Annotated in this window: 18 protein-coding genes; 11 read left to right on the top strand and 7 right to left on the bottom strand. The window is 61.8% G+C overall.

Going from position 1 to position 16560, the window contains the following annotated elements:
• Window positions 1-693, bottom strand: coding sequence for a MotA/TolQ/ExbB proton channel family protein (locus NW862_RS11075; RefSeq protein ID WP_414334779.1), 693 nt, complete (start codon window positions 691-693; stop codon window positions 1-3).
• 262 nt (window positions 694-955) lie between these two features.
• On the opposite strand from NW862_RS11075, the gene NW862_RS11070 reads away from it, so the two are divergent.
• Together NW862_RS11070 and NW862_RS11065 are read left to right on the top strand one after the other, a co-directional pair.
• Entirely contained in the window at window positions 956-2767 is a 1812-nt protein-coding gene (locus NW862_RS11070; protein WP_414348464.1) for a S8 family serine peptidase, read from the top strand.
• A complete protein-coding gene (locus tag NW862_RS11065; protein ID WP_414334777.1) occupies window positions 2767-2988 on the top strand; it encodes a hypothetical protein in 222 nt (73 codons plus the stop codon). Before NW862_RS11070 ends, NW862_RS11065 begins: the two co-directional genes overlap by 1 nt.
• Window positions 2989-3226: 238 nt before the next feature.
• Here NW862_RS11065 and psbQ read toward each other — a convergent pair whose 3' ends face one another.
• Window positions 3227-3625 carry a photosystem II protein PsbQ gene (gene psbQ, locus NW862_RS11060; protein WP_414335259.1) on the bottom strand — a complete coding sequence of 133 codons (399 nt, stop codon included), beginning with the start codon at window positions 3623-3625 and terminating at the stop codon, window positions 3227-3229.
• Between the two features lie 182 nt (window positions 3626-3807).
• Here psbQ and NW862_RS11055 point away from each other — a divergent pair, with 182 nt between their 5' ends.
• From NW862_RS11055 to NW862_RS11040, 4 genes are all read left to right on the top strand, one after another.
• A complete protein-coding gene (locus tag NW862_RS11055) occupies window positions 3808-4986 on the top strand; it encodes a TRC40/GET3/ArsA family transport-energizing ATPase (protein ID WP_414335260.1) in 1179 nt (392 codons plus the stop codon).
• Between the two features lie 62 nt (window positions 4987-5048).
• Window positions 5049-6269 carry a ribulose bisphosphate carboxylase small subunit gene (locus NW862_RS11050; protein WP_414335262.1) on the top strand — a complete coding sequence of 407 codons (1221 nt, stop codon included), beginning with the start codon at window positions 5049-5051 and terminating at the stop codon, window positions 6267-6269.
• 72 nt (window positions 6270-6341) lie between these two features.
• The gene (locus NW862_RS11045; RefSeq protein WP_414335264.1) at window positions 6342-6926 is read left to right on the top strand and encodes a thylakoid membrane photosystem I accumulation factor; all 585 of its coding nucleotides are present in this window, start codon (window positions 6342-6344) and stop codon (window positions 6924-6926) included.
• Window positions 6923-7207, top strand: coding sequence for a hypothetical protein (locus NW862_RS11040; protein ID WP_414335266.1), 285 nt, complete (start codon window positions 6923-6925; stop codon window positions 7205-7207). The genes NW862_RS11045 and NW862_RS11040 overlap by 4 nt, the downstream gene beginning before the upstream one ends.
• 158 nt (window positions 7208-7365) lie before the next feature.
• On the opposite strand, the gene cbiB is transcribed toward NW862_RS11040, so the two are convergent.
• Together cbiB and NW862_RS11030 are read right to left on the bottom strand one after the other, a co-directional pair.
• Window positions 7366-8394, bottom strand: coding sequence for an adenosylcobinamide-phosphate synthase CbiB (gene cbiB / locus NW862_RS11035; protein ID WP_414347493.1), 1029 nt, complete (start codon window positions 8392-8394; stop codon window positions 7366-7368).
• On the bottom strand, window positions 8394-8858 hold the full coding sequence (locus NW862_RS11030) for an Rrf2 family transcriptional regulator (RefSeq protein WP_414335270.1): 465 nt from the start codon (window positions 8856-8858) through the stop codon (window positions 8394-8396). Before NW862_RS11030 ends, cbiB begins: the two co-directional genes overlap by 1 nt.
• Window positions 8859-8957: 99 nt before the next feature.
• On the opposite strand from NW862_RS11030, the gene rsmI reads away from it, so the two are divergent.
• Together rsmI and rppA are read left to right on the top strand one after the other, a co-directional pair.
• Window positions 8958-9890 carry a 16S rRNA (cytidine(1402)-2'-O)-methyltransferase gene (gene rsmI / locus NW862_RS11025; RefSeq protein WP_414427178.1) on the top strand — a complete coding sequence of 311 codons (933 nt, stop codon included), beginning with the start codon at window positions 8958-8960 and terminating at the stop codon, window positions 9888-9890.
• A 3-nt stretch (window positions 9891-9893) separates the two neighbouring features.
• A complete protein-coding gene (rppA, locus tag NW862_RS11020) occupies window positions 9894-10607 on the top strand; it encodes a two-component system response regulator RppA (protein WP_414335274.1) in 714 nt (237 codons plus the stop codon).
• 50 nt (window positions 10608-10657) lie between these two features.
• Here rppA and atpD read toward each other — a convergent pair whose 3' ends face one another.
• Complete coding sequence (gene atpD, locus NW862_RS11015) at window positions 10658-12091, bottom strand: F0F1 ATP synthase subunit beta (RefSeq protein ID WP_414335276.1); 1434 nt, start codon at window positions 12089-12091, stop codon at window positions 10658-10660.
• Between the two features lie 176 nt (window positions 12092-12267).
• Here atpD and NW862_RS11010 point away from each other — a divergent pair, with 176 nt between their 5' ends.
• From NW862_RS11010 to NW862_RS11000, 3 genes are read left to right on the top strand one after another with little or no spacing between them, the layout of a single operon-like run.
• The gene (locus NW862_RS11010) at window positions 12268-12894 is read left to right on the top strand and encodes a GerMN domain-containing protein (RefSeq protein ID WP_414335278.1); all 627 of its coding nucleotides are present in this window, start codon (window positions 12268-12270) and stop codon (window positions 12892-12894) included.
• 16 nt (window positions 12895-12910) lie between these two features.
• Window positions 12911-13681 (top strand): MlaE family lipid ABC transporter permease subunit, encoded by a 771-nt coding sequence (locus NW862_RS11005; protein ID WP_414335284.1) that lies wholly within the window; start codon window positions 12911-12913, stop codon window positions 13679-13681.
• Window positions 13682-13736: 55 nt separating this feature from the next.
• Complete coding sequence (locus tag NW862_RS11000) at window positions 13737-14729, top strand: succinate dehydrogenase/fumarate reductase iron-sulfur subunit (RefSeq protein ID WP_414335280.1); 993 nt, start codon at window positions 13737-13739, stop codon at window positions 14727-14729.
• Here NW862_RS11000 and NW862_RS10995 read toward each other — a convergent pair.
• Together NW862_RS10995 and NW862_RS10990 are read right to left on the bottom strand one after the other, a co-directional pair.
• Entirely contained in the window at window positions 14726-15853 is a 1128-nt protein-coding gene (locus tag NW862_RS10995) for a peptidylprolyl isomerase (RefSeq protein WP_414347500.1), read from the bottom strand. The genes NW862_RS11000 and NW862_RS10995 overlap by 4 nt on opposite strands.
• A 126-nt stretch (window positions 15854-15979) precedes the next feature.
• On the bottom strand, window positions 15980-16429 hold the full coding sequence (locus NW862_RS10990) for a hypothetical protein (protein ID WP_414369203.1): 450 nt from the start codon (window positions 16427-16429) through the stop codon (window positions 15980-15982).
• Window positions 16430-16560: the final 131 nt, after the last annotated feature.

The raw sequence follows: 16560 nt of genomic DNA, 5'->3' as shown, positions 1-16560 counted from the left end.
TTAAGAGGGCTCAAGCGAAGAGTAGGGCGGAAGGGTGGAGCTGCCACCGGGTCTGGACTGCGTGTAGGGGTACTGGGAAAGTTGCTGGGCTTGCATCTCTTGCCGCTGCCGATGCAGCAACTCCAGCTCGCCGCCGTACTCCTGGATCTTGGAAAGTTGCCGCAGGTAGAGAGAGCGGAAGACATTGGAGATCAGCAAGGTGGGAATGGCCACGATCAGCCCAAAGGCGGTCGAGTAGAGGGCTTCGGCAATCCCCTGACCCACCCCCTGTGTGTCGGTGCCGCCGATATCTCCCAGTTGGATGGAGCTGAGGATCTGGATGATGCCGGTAACCGTGCCCAGCAGTCCCAGGAAGGGGGCAACGGTAATGACAGTGTCGAAGACCGTGTTGAAGCGCTTCAGCAGGGGCACCTCTGCCGCCAGGGCTGTTTCCAGGGCCAACTTAAAATCTTCGGGGCTGGCTTCGTTCAGCTCCAGGCCGGCCAAAAAGATGCGAGCAATGGGCAGGTCGGCATTTTGTTCCAGCAGATACTGGGCAGCGCGTGGGTTGCGGCGGTACTGGCTGAGGGCTTGCCGCACCACCTCCTCCTGCCGGTGGGTGACCTTCCACCAGAACAAGGCCCGCTCGATGCAACAGGCCACCGAGAAGACCGAGAACGTCAGCAGGGGGATGGAATAGTACCAACCCTGGATCAGGAGCTGCAAAACTCTATCCATACGACCCTGACTTCCCCCTTCTTCTTCGCTCATCTTGTCATAGCACTTTCTCGGCAGGGCTGGGATCCCTTCTTGCGCGGCGAAGGTTGCACCTTTTGGCAATTTTGCCCCAATCCCGGATCGCATCTCGTCAATCGTCGATCCAGAAGGCATACTGGTTGCAACCATTTTGGTTTGGATCCCGAGGGCGTGAATTATGAAATTCAGACGCTGGTTGGGCCTTTGCTGCGCCGGACTGATGGCACTGCTGTTGACGGCTTGCGGCAAGGGATCCACCCCCTACGACAGCATCGTGGTCAACTTTGTTAATACGGCCACCCCCAGCCAGATTGCCGCTATCGCCAAAGAGTATAATTTGACGCTCCGCCCCAGCAGCGACAGCGCTTTTGCCCGCCAAGAAGCGATCTACCTATTTGACGTGGATGCCGACCATCTGGGATCCACGCGGCGGCTGGTCAAGCGGCTCACCAACGAAGCTTTGATCGAGTACGCTCACCCCAACTATCAATTCCAGGCGGCCTTTGTGCCCAACGACCGCCTCTATCCCCAGCAGTGGAATCTCAGGGCCATCCGCATGCCGGAAGCCTGGGACATCTCTCAGGGGGAAGGGGTGACGGTAGCCGTGGTGGATACTGGGGTGACGCGAGTTCCCGACCTGGCCCAAACTCAATTTGTGCAGGGCTATGACTTCGTGGACGATGATGAGGACCCGGAAGACCTCAACGGCCACGGCACCCATGTGGCGGGAACCATCGCCCAATCCACCAACAATTTCTTGGGTGTAGCCGGCATCGCCTTCAAGGCCAAGATTATGCCGGTGCGGGTGTTGGATGCCAACGGCTTCGGCTCCCTGTCGGATGTGGTGGAAGGGATCCGCTATGCTGCCGACCACGGGGCCACGATCATCAACCTCAGCCTGGGTAGCCGCGCTTCGGCCCGACTGATGGAAGAGGCCGTAGCCTATGCCCACAGCAAAGGGGTGACGGTGATCGCAGCCGCCGGCAACGAAAACTCCGACCAGGTGAGCTACCCGGCCCGCTACCCGCATGTGATCGCTGTCTCGGCCACCGGCCCCGATGGCAGCAAAGCCCCTTACTCTAACTATGGGGTGGGGGTGGACATCTCTGCCCCGGGCGGCGCCAAAACCCCCGATCACCCTGAGTACGGCATTCTGCAGCAGACCATCAACCGCCGCAACCCCAACGAGCCGGTCTTTGCCTACTTCCAAGGCACCAGCATGGCCACTCCCCACGTGGCCGGCGTGGCGGCGCTGATCCAAGCCCAGGGCATCAAAGACCCGGACAAGGTGGAAGAGGTGCTGAAGATGTCGGCCACCCCGGTGCCCGGCGACAAACAGAACTTCTACGGGGCCGGTCGTCTGGATGCTGCCAAGGCGCTGGCCCGAGCCACCGGTCAGCAAGAGGAGAACCCCCTGGTGCTGTGGCTGAAGGACTTCCTGCAATACCTGAACAACAACGGCTACCTCAACCCGCGCTTCTGGTTTGATGGCGGCCCGATTGCCCTGGTGCCCAAGCTGCTGATGGTGATAGGCGGCTACATCATCCTGGTGCTGATCCGCTGGTGGCTGGCTCCCAAGCCGATGCGGGCAACAGTGCCTTTGCTGGCCGGGATCCTCTTGGGCAGCGCCGGCCTCTTCCCACTGCAGGGCTTGGCCATTGTGGGTGCCCCTCGCTGGCCCTTCCAATTGGCGGGGAGCTCCCTGCCGGAGCTGGGCACCGCCTTGGCCCAAACCAACGCTTTGAACCCCTTGTTTGCCAGCGTCTTGATCCCGGGCCTGTTGCTGGTGCTGCTCCTGGGCCATCGGCGCTGGCGCTGGGCGGTGATCGGCCTCTCTATCGGCATGGCCTCCCATCTGCTCTTGTCCGGATCTCTGTTCTATGAGGGGGTAGTATGGCTTGGATCCTCTGCTTGGCTGGGTCGCTCCTTTTTGCTCTTCAATGGCCTGCTCTGCCTGGGCCTGGCCTATTTGGGAGCACAAGCCATCCTGGAGTCCCAGTCCAACAGCACCGGTCTAGCGCTGAGGCGGTGATGGAAGAATACAGCGGTACCATCCAGTTCCTGGATATCGAAGGAGGGGTGTGGGTGCTGACCCTGCCTTCCGGCCAGCACTATGCCCTCTTCCGCGCCCCCAAAGAGCTCTTACAAGAGGGGTTGGAAGTCACCATCCAGGGACAGCTCAAAGAAGACATGGTGACGGTGGCTCAGGTGGGGCCGGTCTTGGAGGTGAAGAGCTTCCGACGGCAGCCCTAGCTTGGCCCAGATACAGATCGATCAACCAAATCGGGGATCCCCGCTCAGGGATCCCCATTTTTTCTAACTTTTTGGGATGTTTCGCTGCGCCAGCGTCTTCTGGATCCCTCACCCCCAGCCCCTCTCCCTGAGAGACATCCCTCACCCCCAGCCCCTCTCCCTGAGGGAGAGGGGAGCTGGGGATGGACGTAACGAACCATTTCATTGCCGTTTGAAATGACGGTCAGCTCAACACAGCCTAGGAAAACACGGCCTCCAACTCTTGCAACGTCTTTTTCACCTTGGCCTGGGCTGCTTCCACCTCCGGTTGGTCATAGGCTTTGGCGGCAAAGTCCAGTTGTTCCAGGCTACGGCCCATCTCCTTGGCCAGGCGCAGCACTTCCCGCTTTTGCCGATCCGGCAAGGTGGCCGCCAGGCCGGTCAAGGTCTTGCGGGTCAGGCCCATCGGTCCGTGGATGTAGGAGCGGATCTCCAACCAGTCCTCCGCCTCCACCAGGCTTTGCAGCCGCTCCACCTGTTGCTCCAGTTGTTGCAGCTCTCGGGGCAAGCCGGCAGCCGCCTGTACAGGAAGCGATCCCAGCCACAGCCCCAATGTCAGGATGGCAACCAGCAACACACTCCGCCAGCGACAGATCATCACGTACCTCCCACATGCCTGCAACAGGCTTGATTTCAAGGACTCCGTCCCGCCGACACGATCGGCAATCAAATCAATAGTTTACCTGCTGGCTGCACCCCAGCTCCTCGGCTACCTCTCAAAGAGCAGAGCAAATCGGCTAGGCTAGAGCTATCCTGTAAAAGAATGTAAATGGCGCTCTCATGCAACGCATCATCCTCATGACCGGCAAGGGTGGGGTCGGCAAAACCTCGATGGCAGCGGCGACCGGCTGGCGTTGTGCCGAGATCGGCCTGAAAACTTTGGTGCTGAGCACCGATCCGGCCCACTCGTTGGCCGATAGCTTCGATCAGCCCTTGGGCCATGAGCCGGTGGAGGTCAAACCCAACCTTTGGGGCGCGGAGCTGGATGCCCTCAACGAGCTGGAGCTGAATTGGGGATCCGTCAAAACCTACATTACCCAGGTGTTGCAGGCGCGTGGGCTGGATGGGGTGCAGGCGCAGGAGCTGGCCATTTTGCCGGGGATGGACGAGATCTTTGCCCTGGTGCGGGTCAATCGCCATTACGACGAGGGCAAGTTCGATGTGCTCATCATCGACTCAGCCCCTACGGGCACGGCTCTGCGCCTTTTGAGTTTGCCGGATGTTTCCGGCTGGTACATGCGCAAGTTCTACAAGCCCCTGCAGGGCTTGGCGCAGATGCTGCGTCCTATTGCCGAGCCAATTGTGAAGGGACTGACCGGGATCCCCCTGCCCAATGACCAGGTACTGGATGCCCCCTACGAGTTCTACCAGAAGATCGAGCGGCTGGAGGGCATCCTCACCAACAACCGCATCACCTCGGTGCGGCTGGTCACCAACCCCGAAAAGATGGTGATCAAAGAATCGCTGCGGGCCCACGCCTACCTCAGCCTTTACGGCGTCGCCACCGATTTGGTGATTGCCAACCGCATTCTGCCGGATGGAGTGGTGGATCCCTACTTTGCTGCCTGGAAGGCCGCCCAACAAAAATATCGCCGGGAGATCCACGAGAACTTTGCTCCTCTACCGGTGGTGGAGATCCCGCTGTACTCCGAGGAGTTGGTGGGGTGGGACGCCCTGGCCCGCCTGAAAAAAGACCTTTGGGGAGAGCGCAACCCGGCGGAAGTGTTCTACACCGAGCAAACGATGCATGTGGTCACCGACAACGGCCAGTACCGCCTGGATCTGTACTTGCCCGGGATCCCGAAAGAGCAGGTGGAACTGAGCAAAACTGGGGATGAGCTGAACATCCGCATCGGCAACCACCGCCGCAACCTGGTGTTGCCCCAGACCTTGGCAGCCATGACCCCGGCCCGCGCCAAGATGGAAGAAGACTACCTGCGCATCCATTTTGCCGCTTGAGCCTGTAGCCCTCTGCCGAAGAGGTATCCTCAAATAGCAAACAGCCAGCTAACCCGGAGCGGATGAGCTACTACATTGCCCCCACCTTCCTCAAGGTCGTCGCCCTGCACCTGACGAAGAATCATCTCCCTTTGCCGGACGTGCCGGTTCCGCTCATCTTGGGCATCCACGGGCGTAAGGGTGAGGGCAAGACCTTTCAGTGCAACCTGATTTTCGAGCGCATGAAGGTCTATGCCGTTCACATCTCCGGCGGTGAGCTGGAAAGTCCCGACGCCGGGGATCCGGCTCGCATGATCCGTCTGCGCTACCGTGAAGCTGCCGAGCACATCCGCAAATTTGGCCAGATGGCCGTGCTGATGATCAACGACCTGGATGCCGGTGCTGGCCGTCTGAACACCATGACCCAGTACACCGTCAACACCCAACTGGTCAGCGCCACCTTGATGAACATCGCCGACAACCCCACCAACGTGCAGCTTCCCGGCAGCTACGATCCCAAGCCTCTGCCACGCGTGCCCATCATCGCCACCGGCAATGACTTTTCCACCCTCTATGCCCCCCTCATCCGCGATGGGCGCATGCGCAAGTTCTATTGGGAGCCCAGCCGCACCGACCGCATTCACATCGTTCACGGCATTTTTCAGGCTGACGGGCTGTCGCTGGAGGAAGTCGAGCGCCTGGTGGACACTTTTCCTGAACAGGCCATCGACTTTTTCGGCGCCCTGCGCGCCCAACTTTACGACGAGCAGGTATGGCAATTGATCCAACAAGTGGGCCTAGAGGGCATAGCCTTTCGCCTGCTCAAAAGCAAAGAAGGCGCCCCCCACTTTCCGCCGCCGCGATTTTCTCTGGAGCAGTTGATCCAGGCCGGCCACCAGCTCAAAGCCGAGCAACAACAAGTAGAAGCCCGTCGCCTCTCCGAAGAATACCTTGGCCTCAAGCGCTCCGCCTCCCAGGAGCCGCCTCCCGCTTCCCCGCCATCCCCTCCTGGGGCTGCTCACTCGGTCGATCCTCCCCCCGTTCCGCTCAACCCAAAAGTGCAGGCCCATATTCGCCAGATCCTGGCGCAAGGATACGAAATCCAGGTGGAGCACGCGGATCCGCGCCGCTACCGGGTTCATTCCTGGCAGGAGTGTGGAGTTGCCCACCTGAAAGAATGGGCCGCTGCCTGTCAGGCTGTCGAGCAGTGCCTCAGCCGTTTTCCCAAGGACTACATCCGGCTGGTGGGCGTAGATCCAGTGAAAAAACAACGGCGGATCGAGACCATTATCCAACGTCCATGAGGGGATCCCACCGCAAACTGGAAGGGGGAGTGCGGCGCCAGAGCAAAATGGCACAATGAGGGAGCCCCCTCTTTGCTCGACAATCCTCTCCAAATCATGCTGTGGCTGCGCCTTCTCCTGGTGGCTTTGTGCGTCGTGTTCATGGGCTGGTTGTCTCCGCCTGCCAATGCCCTCCTCAACGACGACCGCTACGACGGCAACATCTTTGCCCTCTACGGCTCCAACGGCGGCATGATCCCCCCTCGTGTCTCCCTGAAGCAGGCCAAAGAACAAGGGATCCCGGCCCTCCTCGTCTACTACATCGACGACAGCAGCGATTGCAAAAAATACGCTGCCACCCTGGCCAACCTGCAAGTTCGCTATGGGCTGGGAGTCTATTTCATCCCTTATTCTGTCGATTCCCTCTTGCCCGGGGATGAGCGCGGCCAGTACTACAGCGGTCGCGTTCCCCAAACCCTTCTTTTTGACTCCCAGGGCAACATTGCTTATCAATCCATCGGCAACCGCCCCATCACGGAAGTGGAAAACGCCATTCGCGCCCTCTTCCACCTGGATCCCGTCCCCCCAGGGGTGATCAAAGCCAAGCCCTTCAACGAGATCCAAACCGGATTTTCCCGACCCCGTTCCCCCGCCCCCCCAGCCGAGGCACAGCCGTGACCGCTCCTCCCGATTCCCCGGATTCGCTTGAGGCTCTGCAAACCAAGCTCGAGATCTTGCAAGCGCGGCTGGTCGACCTACGCGAGCTGGAGCGCCTGTCCCAGCTTTCCCCCGAACACTGGGCTGAAATTCAGGCGGAAGTCAGCCAATTGGAGCAACGCCTGCAAGCCTACCTGTTGGAAGTGTTTAACCCTGTCCCCGCCACCTTTTGGCAGGTGCTGCGCTTTGGCGGCCTGGGCCTGCTTCTTGGCATTGCTCTCCAGCGCTGGGTGCTGAGCTAGCACCCGTTAAGAACGATCAAAAGTCTTGGATCCCGGAGCCCTTTCCCATGCGCCTGCGACGCCCTAGGCCCTTCAGCTCGAGTACGTCCGCAACTTGCCTGACGATATCCAAACCATCGTCAGCGAGCAAAACACCATCCTCAATCTCGGCGACTTTCTCAATACCACCAAATAATCGATACCGAAGTGGCCCCCAGCCCCTCTCCCAAGCTGAGAACTAGAGCTACGCCCACCATCCAACTTCCCCACACCCCCAGAACCTGCCGCAGCAGCCCCAGACTTTCCCGCACCACCTGGGGGCTCAAGGGACGGGCTGGGATCCCCACCTTGGGCTTCTCCTTCGGGATCCCGCGATAGCAATTGGTGCCTCCCAACTGGATCTGCAGCCGCCAGGCAAAGGCCGCCTCGCTCCACCCCGAATTGGGGCTGGGATCCGCCCGCCCGTCGCGGCGACACCGCTGCCAAAACCCCCAGGGATCCCCGCTGAACAGGGCCAGCGTCAACACCGTCAGCCGGCAGGGCAGCCAGGTCAACACATCCTCACAGCGGGCCGGCACCGTGCCCAGGTAGGTAAAGGGGGCATGGCGATAGCCCACCATCGAATCAAGCGTGCTGCTGGCCTTGTAGGCCAAAGCCAGGGGCGCCCCTCCCAAAAAGGCATAGAACAAAGGGGCCGTCGCCCCGTCCGGGGTATTTTCCGCCACCGTCTCGATCACCGCCCGCAAAATCTCCGCCTCCGTCAGGTGCTCTGTATCCCGGCCCACGTAGCGGCTGAGGCATTGGCGGGCCTGCAGCAGATCCCCCTTTTCCAAGGGATCCAACACCTCCAAGGCGGCAAAGCGCAGGCTGCGCCCCCCCAGGCAACTGGCCATCAGGATGGCGTGCATCAGGATCCCTGCCCAGGGGTGGAGAGCCTGGGCAACGGCGATCAGCCCCCAGCCTGCCGCGTAGGATCCCGCCAGCAGCGCCAGCGTCAGCACCGCCCCGCCCCACCGTTGTGCCTGTGGGGTCGAACAGTGCTTGAGGATACAGCCTTGCCCCCAGGCGATGACTGCCCCCATCACCCGCACCGGATGGGGCCACCCCCAGGGATCCGCCAACCAGTAATCCAGACCCAGCGCTGCCGCCAGCACCAGCGCAGCAGCCGGCTGAGTCGGGAAAAAGGGCAAGCGCTCCATCCTGCCCATCAGACCACAAATCCACTCTCCTGATCCTGAGCCGCCTGCCAACTGCGGGCATCAAAATACAGATCCTCCAGAGTGGTTTCCTCCAGCACCTGCTGCGCCCGTCGGGCGATCCGCTCCCAGAGAGCCGCTGTCACCCAGTCCAGCCGCTCCGTCGAGCCTGCCTGAGGCACGGCTGAAGCTTTGGAACTCTCCACAAGCGGATCCAGAGATTCTCCCACCGCTGCCAAAATGGCGCTGATCGGGATCCGCCGCGGTGCCCGTGCCAGCCGGTAGCCCCCCTGCGCCCCCCGCTGCGAACAGACCAAACCGGCCTGGCGCAGCTCGATCAACAGCTTTTCCAGATAGGGGGCCGGGATCTGCTGTCGCTCAGCAATGGCCCGCACCGAGGCCATCTGCCCCGCGCCGAGCATCGCCAGATCCAGCAAAGCCCGGATGCTGTAAGTAGCTCGCGTGGTCAGCCGCACCTGCTCTCTCCCGCCAGTCTCTCCCGATCCTGCCACAGGGATCCCGGCTAGAGGGGTTAACCTAGAAAGCAGTACCCGCTCAGCTCTGGCCTCGTCGGGATGGAGCGCCCCACCGTCGGCCTCTACTTGGTGGCCACCCCTATCGGCAACCGCGAAGACATTACCCTGCGGGCGCTGCGGGTTTTGCGGGAGGTGGACTGGGTGGCAGCAGAAGACACCCGCCACTCCGGCCAGCTTCTTAAACACTTTCAGATCTCCGCCCGCCTCATCAGCTATCACGAGCACAACACGGCACAGCGGATCCCGCAAATCCTGAAGTATCTGGCGGCAGGGCAGTCGGTGGCTCTAATCAGCGATGCCGGCACACCCGCCATCTCCGATCCGGGTGAAGAACTGGTGCGCGCCTGCATCCAAGCCGGGATCCCCGTGATCCCGGTGCCTGGCCCGGTAGCGGCAGTGGCCGCCTTGGCTGCTTCTGGGCTGGCCACAGGGCGGTTTGTCTTCGAGGGTTTTTTGCCGCTCAAGGCCAGCCAGCGGCAGGCCCGTCTGCAACAACTGGCCCAAGAAGAGCGCACCATCGTCCTCTACGAAGCCCCCCACCGCCTGCAGCAAACTCTGCAAGATCTCCTGGCTCACTGCGGCCCGGAGCGGCAGATCGTGCTGGCCCGTGAGCTGACTAAGCTGCACGAGTCCTTCTGGCGGGGATCCCTGGCCGCCGCTCTCGAGCACTGCGCCGCCCAGCCGCCGCGGGGAGAGTTCACCCTTGTTCTAGAGGGGCGGTCTGCCTCCCAAAAAGACGAAGAAACCTCCCCCTCGGAAGCGGAAGTTCGCCAGGAGCTGGCCCGCCTGCTGGCCGAGGGCCTTCCCCGCTCCGCCGCCAGCCGGCAACTGGCCCAGCGCTTCCAGGGATCCCCCCTCTGGACGCGGCGCCGCCTTTATGATCTCTCTTTGCAACTGGAGCCGCTGCCCGGCTCGGATTGCTCCTCGGCAGTCGAGCTTTCTTCTGCAACCGACGACGAGACAGACTCCTAGAGCATGGCGCGCATCTTGTTGGTGGACGACGAAGTGGAGTTGGCCGATTCCCTGGCCCAGCACCTGCGGCGAGAGGGCCACAGCGTGGACGTGGCCTACGAGGGAAACAGTGCCTGGGAGCTGCTGCAGAAGCCCCCAGCTCCACCCTACGACCTACTGGTACTGGACTGGATGTTGCCGGGCCTGTCCGGCCTCTCCCTCTGCCAACAGGTGCGCCAAGTGGAAAAAACTGCGTCCCGCGCCACCCCCATTCTCTTCCTAACCGCCAAAGATACCCTCGACGACCGGGTGGAAGGGCTGGACGCCGGCGCCGACGACTACCTGGTCAAGCCCTTCGAGCTGCGGGAGCTGCTGGCGCGGGTGCGGGCCCTCTTGCGGCGGGCTGCCGGCCCCGGCGAAGGGATCCCTCGCCTGCAAATTGGGGATCTGGAGCTGGATCGGGAGAACCAAGTGGCCTACCGCCAGGGGCGGATGATCCACCTCTCCCAAAAGGAATTCCGCCTGCTGGAGTACTTCATGGCCCACCCTGGCCAGTTGCTCACCCACGAGCAGATCTACGAGCGGGTGTGGGCCGGCGAGGATCCCCCCAGCAGCAACGTCCTGGCCGCCCAGGTGCGCCTGTTGCGGCGTCGCCTGCGCTTGCCCGGCTCCCCCGAGTTGATCCACGCCGTCTATGGCAAAGGCTACCGCTTCGGGCCCGTGGCCGAGGATCCCTAGCAGTCATCAACTCCCCTCTCCCGCCGGGAGCGGGGCTGGGGCTGAGGGCATTACTTAGACTTGAGCTTCTCCGCCTTCTCAATGGCCTCTTCGATGGTGCCCACCAGGTAAAAAGCCTGCTCCGGCAGATCGTCCAGTTCCCCCGACAAAATGCGCTGGAAGCCCTTGATGGTGTCCTCCAACTTCACGTACTTGCCGGGCGAGCCGGTGAACACCTCCGCCACAAAGAACGGCTGCGACAGGAAGCGCTCGATACGGCGGGCGCGGGCCACCACCAGCTTGTCTTCTTCCGACAGCTCGTCCAACCCCAGAATGGCGATGATATCCTGCAACTCTTTGTAGCGCTGCAGCGTTTGCTTCACCGCCCGAGCGGTGTTGTAGTGCTCCTCGCCCACAATGTCGGCTTGCAGAATCGTGGAGGAAGAATCCAGGGGATCCACCGCCGGGTAGATGCCCTTGGCGGCCAAGCTGCGCGACAGCACCACCGTTGAATCCAAGTGGGCAAACGTCGTCGCCGGCGCCGGATCCGTCAAGTCGTCAGCAGGCACATACACCGCCTGCACCGAAGTGATGGATCCCTGCTTGGTAGAGGTGATGCGCTCTTGCAGGTTGCCCATTTCGGTGGCCAGGGTAGGCTGATACCCCACCGCCGAGGGCATGCGGCCCAACAGCGCCGACACTTCCGACCCGGCCTGCACAAAGCGGAAGATGTTGTCGATAAACAGCAGCACATCCTGCTTGTTGACGTCGCGGAAGTACTCCGCCATCGTCAGGGCGGTCAGGCCCACCCGCATACGGGCGCCCGGCGGCTCGTTCATCTGGCCGTACACCAGCGCCACCTTGTCCAGCACCCCCGATTCTTTCATCTCGTTGTAGAGGTCGTTCCCCTCGCGGGTGCGCTCTCCCACGCCGGCAAACACCGATAGGCCGGAGTGCTCCTCGGCGATGTTGTGGATCAGCTCTTGGATGAGCACCGTCTTGCCTACGCCGGCGCCGCCAAACAGGCCCACCTTGCCGCCCTTTTTGAAGGGGGCCAGCAGGTCGATCACCTTAATGCCCGTTTCAAAGGGCTCTGGCTTAATCGTCAAATTGACAAACTCCGGCGCGCTGCGGTGGATGGGGGCAAATTCTTGAGCTTGAACGGGCTCCCCTTGGTCAACCGGCTCTCCCAGCACATTAAAAATACGACCTAGGGTGGGCTGCCCAACCGGTACGGTAATCGGAGCGCCCGTATCCACCACTGGCATGCCCCGTACCAAGCCATCGGTAGAGGACATGGCCACCGCCCGCACGCGGTTGTCTCCCAGAAGCTGCTGCACCTCGAAGGTGATGTTGATCTTCAGGCCACTTTCGGTTGTGCCCTCCACCTTGAGGGCATTGTAAATTTCGGGCAGCTTGCCGCTGGGAAACTCGGCGTCGATCACAGGGCCAATGACCTGTGTAATGTAGCCAACATTGGTGGCAGTAGCGGTGGCAGTAACCATAGTTGAGGCTCAGCTCCTTGTGTGCGCAGCTATCGACTCAGCAAAGCCGGGTTGATGTTGATAAGTCATTAATCATCATACAAATAAAGGGATCCAGTTGCTGCTGCGCTTGTTCTGCGACAGAGTAGGCTTTTCTTCGCTACCCTAGAGCTAGGCAAGACAGGGGAATGGCAGCGATGGATCACTACGGAGGGCGTACTGCACAGCTTGGCTCCGTCCGCTTGGGAGGACGGCGTCCTCGCCCCCGGCGCGGCCCGGCTCTGCAACTGGGGATCCTCGGCTTTTTGCTGGGGTTGGGGGTGATGGGGGGAGCTTGGTGGTACAGCATCGGGCCGCGGCAAACCCTTTCTTTGTACTGGCTGACCAGTGCTGACAATTCCATCTACTACGTGCAGCAGGAGCGCTCCCTGCGCGCTTTTGACACCCAAGAGGCCATTCGTCTGGCCTTGGAAGAGCTGATTGCCGGCCCCCGGGATCCCCACCTTGCCACCGCTATCCCCTCCCAGACGCGGCTGCTGGATGTGCGGGTGGAAGGCAACGATATTTTCCTCAATTTCTCTTCTGAATTCACGCAAGGGGGGGGATCCACGGCGATGATGAGCCGGATCGCGCAGGTGCTCTACACGGCCACCAGCCAGAACCCCGGCGCGCGGGTGTGGATCTCCGTCGAGGGGCGCGCCCTCGAGGTGTTGGGGGGGGAAGGGCTAATTATCGACCAACCCTTGACGCGGGCCTCGTTTGTGCCCAGCTTCCAGCTGCCGGCAGAACCTGAGGCGAAGCCGTCAGCCGTATCAGCCTCTTGAAACCCTTGAGACAAAGATCATGAACTGGTTGCAGCGGGTGGGCAGCAGTTTTCTCCTGGCCGGTCAGGTGATCTTGCACCTGCTGCAAGGCCGTATTCATCGGCGCAACACCCTGGAGCAACTGGCGACAGTGGGGCTGGAGTCGCTGCTGATTGTTTTGATCACGGCGGTGGTGATCAGCGGCGTTTTCACCATTCAGTTGGCACGCGAGTTCATCAATTTCGGGGCCTCTTCCCTCATCGGCGGGGTTTTGGCCATTGCCCTGGCCCGCGAGCTGACGCCGGTGGTGACGGCGGTGATCCTGGCCGGACGGGTGGGATCCGCCTTTGCCGCCGAGCTGGGCACCATGAAAGTCACTGAGCAGATCGACGCTCTGCTGTTGTTGCGCACCGATCCGGTGGATTACCTGGTGATCCCGCGGGTGGTGGCTTCAGGGCTGATGCTGCCGGTGCTCACCATCCTCTCCTTGCTAACCGGCTTAGTGGGAGGGATGATCATCTGCGCTTCGGTCTACAACATTCCTTCCGCGGTGTTTCTCACCTCGGCTCAGAATCTCCTGGCCCCTTGGGACTTGCTCGTCTGTTGTTTGAAGGCGATGGTGTTCGGGGCTCTGATCGCCATTGTCGGCTCCAACTGGGGCCTTTCCACCAGCGGCGGCGCCAAGGGGGTAGGGCGCTCCACCACCGATGCTGTCGTCACGGCGCTGCTGGGCGTGTTTGTTACCAACTTTCTGATCTCTTGGCTGTTGTTTCAGGGGCCGGGTAGCGCCCTCAGCCGCGCGCTGTAGTCGCGCCTGCCCACGCTGCCGCTAAGATGGGATCCCCTGCCCATTCTCCGGATCCATGCGAGTGGAATTTCAGATTTTGCGACAGTTGCCGCCGGAGCCACCCCGCTGGCAGTCTTTCTGGCTGGAGACATCCCCTGGCGCTACCATTCTCGATTGCCTCAACCGGATCAAGTGGGAGCAGGATGGCAGCTTGGCCTTCCGCAAAAACTGCCGCAACACCATCTGTGGCAGTTGTGCCATGCGCATCAACGGCAGGGCTACTTTGGCCTGTGGCCGACAGGTGGGCGAAGAGCTGGATCCCCGCAGCCCTCAGCCCATTCGCATCGGCCCTTTGGGCAACCTGCCCGTCCTGCGGGATCTGGTGGTGGATATGCAGCCCTTCTGGAACGATCTCAGCCGGGTGGATCCCTTTGTCAGCACGGCGGGGCGCCGCATCCCGGAGCGGGAATTTTTACAGTTGCCTGCCGAACGGGAGCATCTCAACGCTGCCGGTGGCTGTATTCTCTGCGGGGCCTGCTATTCCGACTGCAACGCCAAAGAGGTGAACCCGGAGTTTGTCGGCCCTCATGCTTTGGCCAAAGCCAACCGCCTTGTCCAAGACAGCCGCGACAGCCGACGGGAACAACGCCTGCAAGCTCAAGATAGCTTGGCCGGCGTCTGGGGCTGTACCCGCTGCTGGAACTGCAACAGTGTCTGCCCGATGGGTGTAGCGCCCCTGGATCAAATCACCGAGCTCAAGCAAGGGATCCTCTCCCGAGACCAGACTCCTGTTTTGTCGGGCAACCGTTCTCGTGCCCAGGACATAGCCATCCGCCACCGCAAGACCCTGGTGCAACTGGTGCGCTCCGGTGGTTGGGTGGATGAGCGCCGCTTCGGCCTGCAGGTGGTGGGGCGGGAGGGGCTGCTCAGCTTGGTGCCTTTGGGGCTGCGCCTGCTGGCCAGGGGCAAATTTCCCTTGCGCTTCAAGCCCTCCTCAGGGACGGCGACGGTGCGGCGGCTGATCGATGCGGTCAGACAGGAAACGAACGGTGGCGCCGCGGATCCCTAAGCCCCATTTTTGAGATTTTCCTGGCCTGAGATCAGCCGGGCGCTCAGGATCTGGTCCCCTAGCTTGATCTTGCGCAGCACCTCGGTGCCCTCGGTAACATAACCGAATACGGCATAGCGGCCATCCATGAGGTTGAGGCCGGCAGGGGTGAGATCCGGCTCGGCCATGAAGATGAAGAACTGAGAAGAGGCGCTGTTGGGATCATCGGGATAGCGGGCCATGGCCACCGTCCCCTCAGCAGCAAAGGGCAGGGCTGGCTCTACATCCCACAGGCCCAGTTGATCGAAGGTCTGGCCGTAGCGGGGCACCACCTCGCCTTTGACCCGGATCTCCATCGGGATGGTGCGAACCTTGCCGGTGGCCGGATCCACATAGCCGTCGGCAGGGCCTGGGGGATCCCCCGCTTGCACCAGGAAGAAGTTCTCCACCCGGTCAAAGGTCAGGCCGTCGTAGAAGCCCCGCTGCACCAAATCGGCAAAGTTGCCGGCGGTGAGGGGGGCGCTATACCCATCCAGCGTGATCACCATGCGCCCGGCGGTGGTGTTCAGCTCCGCTTCCGCCCGGCCCAGGAGCTGCGGCTTGTCGGCATATTCGGCAGGGATCGCGTAGGGAAAAGCCCCCACCCAGTGGTTTTCCAGGGATCCCAGCTCGTCTATGAGGCGGTCGTAGGCGGCGCGGGCCTCTTCTTTGCCCTTGGATTTGCGCTCCGTGGCCTGGCCGATGGTTTGCAACTCCTGGCGTAGAGCGGCAACTTCTCCAGCGGCGGCAGCAGCCTGCTCAGGGGGCAACTCCGCCAAGAGGGGATCCGTGTAGCGATCCAGAAGCCGCTCCACCTGGCGCACATCTCCCCGCACCGCCGACCAGCGGTTGTACTTCAGGTCGCTCTCAATTTTGGTGATGGCCTCATCGATTTCCCAGATCCGGCTGTCCTGGATGGGCAGCGCCCGCCGCAAGAGAGTACGCGGATCCGTAATGGCATCCCCTTGCGGCAGCGCCAGGGCCGGGATCCCACCCAGCCAAACCGCCCACAGCAACACAGCAGCTAAGACAAGCCGGAGCGATTTTCTCCCCCACTCCCACCGATTGCTGCCAACTGCGGATCCCTGCTGGGCACGCTGCGCCATATCCTCACCTGTTGCCGACACTGCTTTTGCTCTCAGCCTGGCATTCTACCGTTGCTGGCGGCAAGCGTTGCTGCAAGAGAAGAGAATGCAAAGGTCAAACGGCCAGGAACCGGCTGCATCCCCCTCCTACCTGGGAACGACGGCCTCAAAGCGGATGGCCCCGGCAGTGCCAGATCCCCCCACATTGACCACCACCACTCCGTTGGAGTTGGTGATGCCGCCGCAGGTCGGCGGCACCGCTTGTCCCGGTGGGATGAAAGCTCCCCCATCCCCATCAACCGCATCGCTCAGAGCCACTGGAGAGCCACCTGCCGGTGTCAAGGACAAGCTGCCTGCCACATAGCCAAGACCAGGGACGAGGGGATCGCACACCGTCAGCGTCGAGCTGGGCGAATCCAGCAGGAAGTAGATGGCAAACTGCACCCGCGCTCCCGGACGTACCGGCTGGTTGACGGCACCTTGCAGGAAGGTTGCTGCCCCGCCCGGCCAAGGGATCCCTGGGTTGTCGTTGGGATCTGTGGGCTCGTCGAAGAACTCACGGATGGGAAGGCCGTTGACGGCACTGATCCGCTTCACCAGCCGGATCCCTTCGCCTGGGGAAGGTGACGGACTAGGCGTCGGTGTTGGGGTTGGTGTGGGCGTCGGTGTCGGTGTTGGGGTTGGCGTCGGTGTTGGGGTTGGCGTGGGCGTCGGTGTTGAGATTGGCG

The sequence above is a fragment of the Synechococcus sp. H55.8 genome (genome assembly GCF_047462375.1).
GTDB lineage: Bacteria > Cyanobacteriota > Cyanobacteriia > Thermostichales > Thermostichaceae > Thermostichus.
The sequence above is the reverse complement of the archived record's forward strand: the minus strand, read 5'-3'. Positions and strand labels throughout refer to the sequence as shown.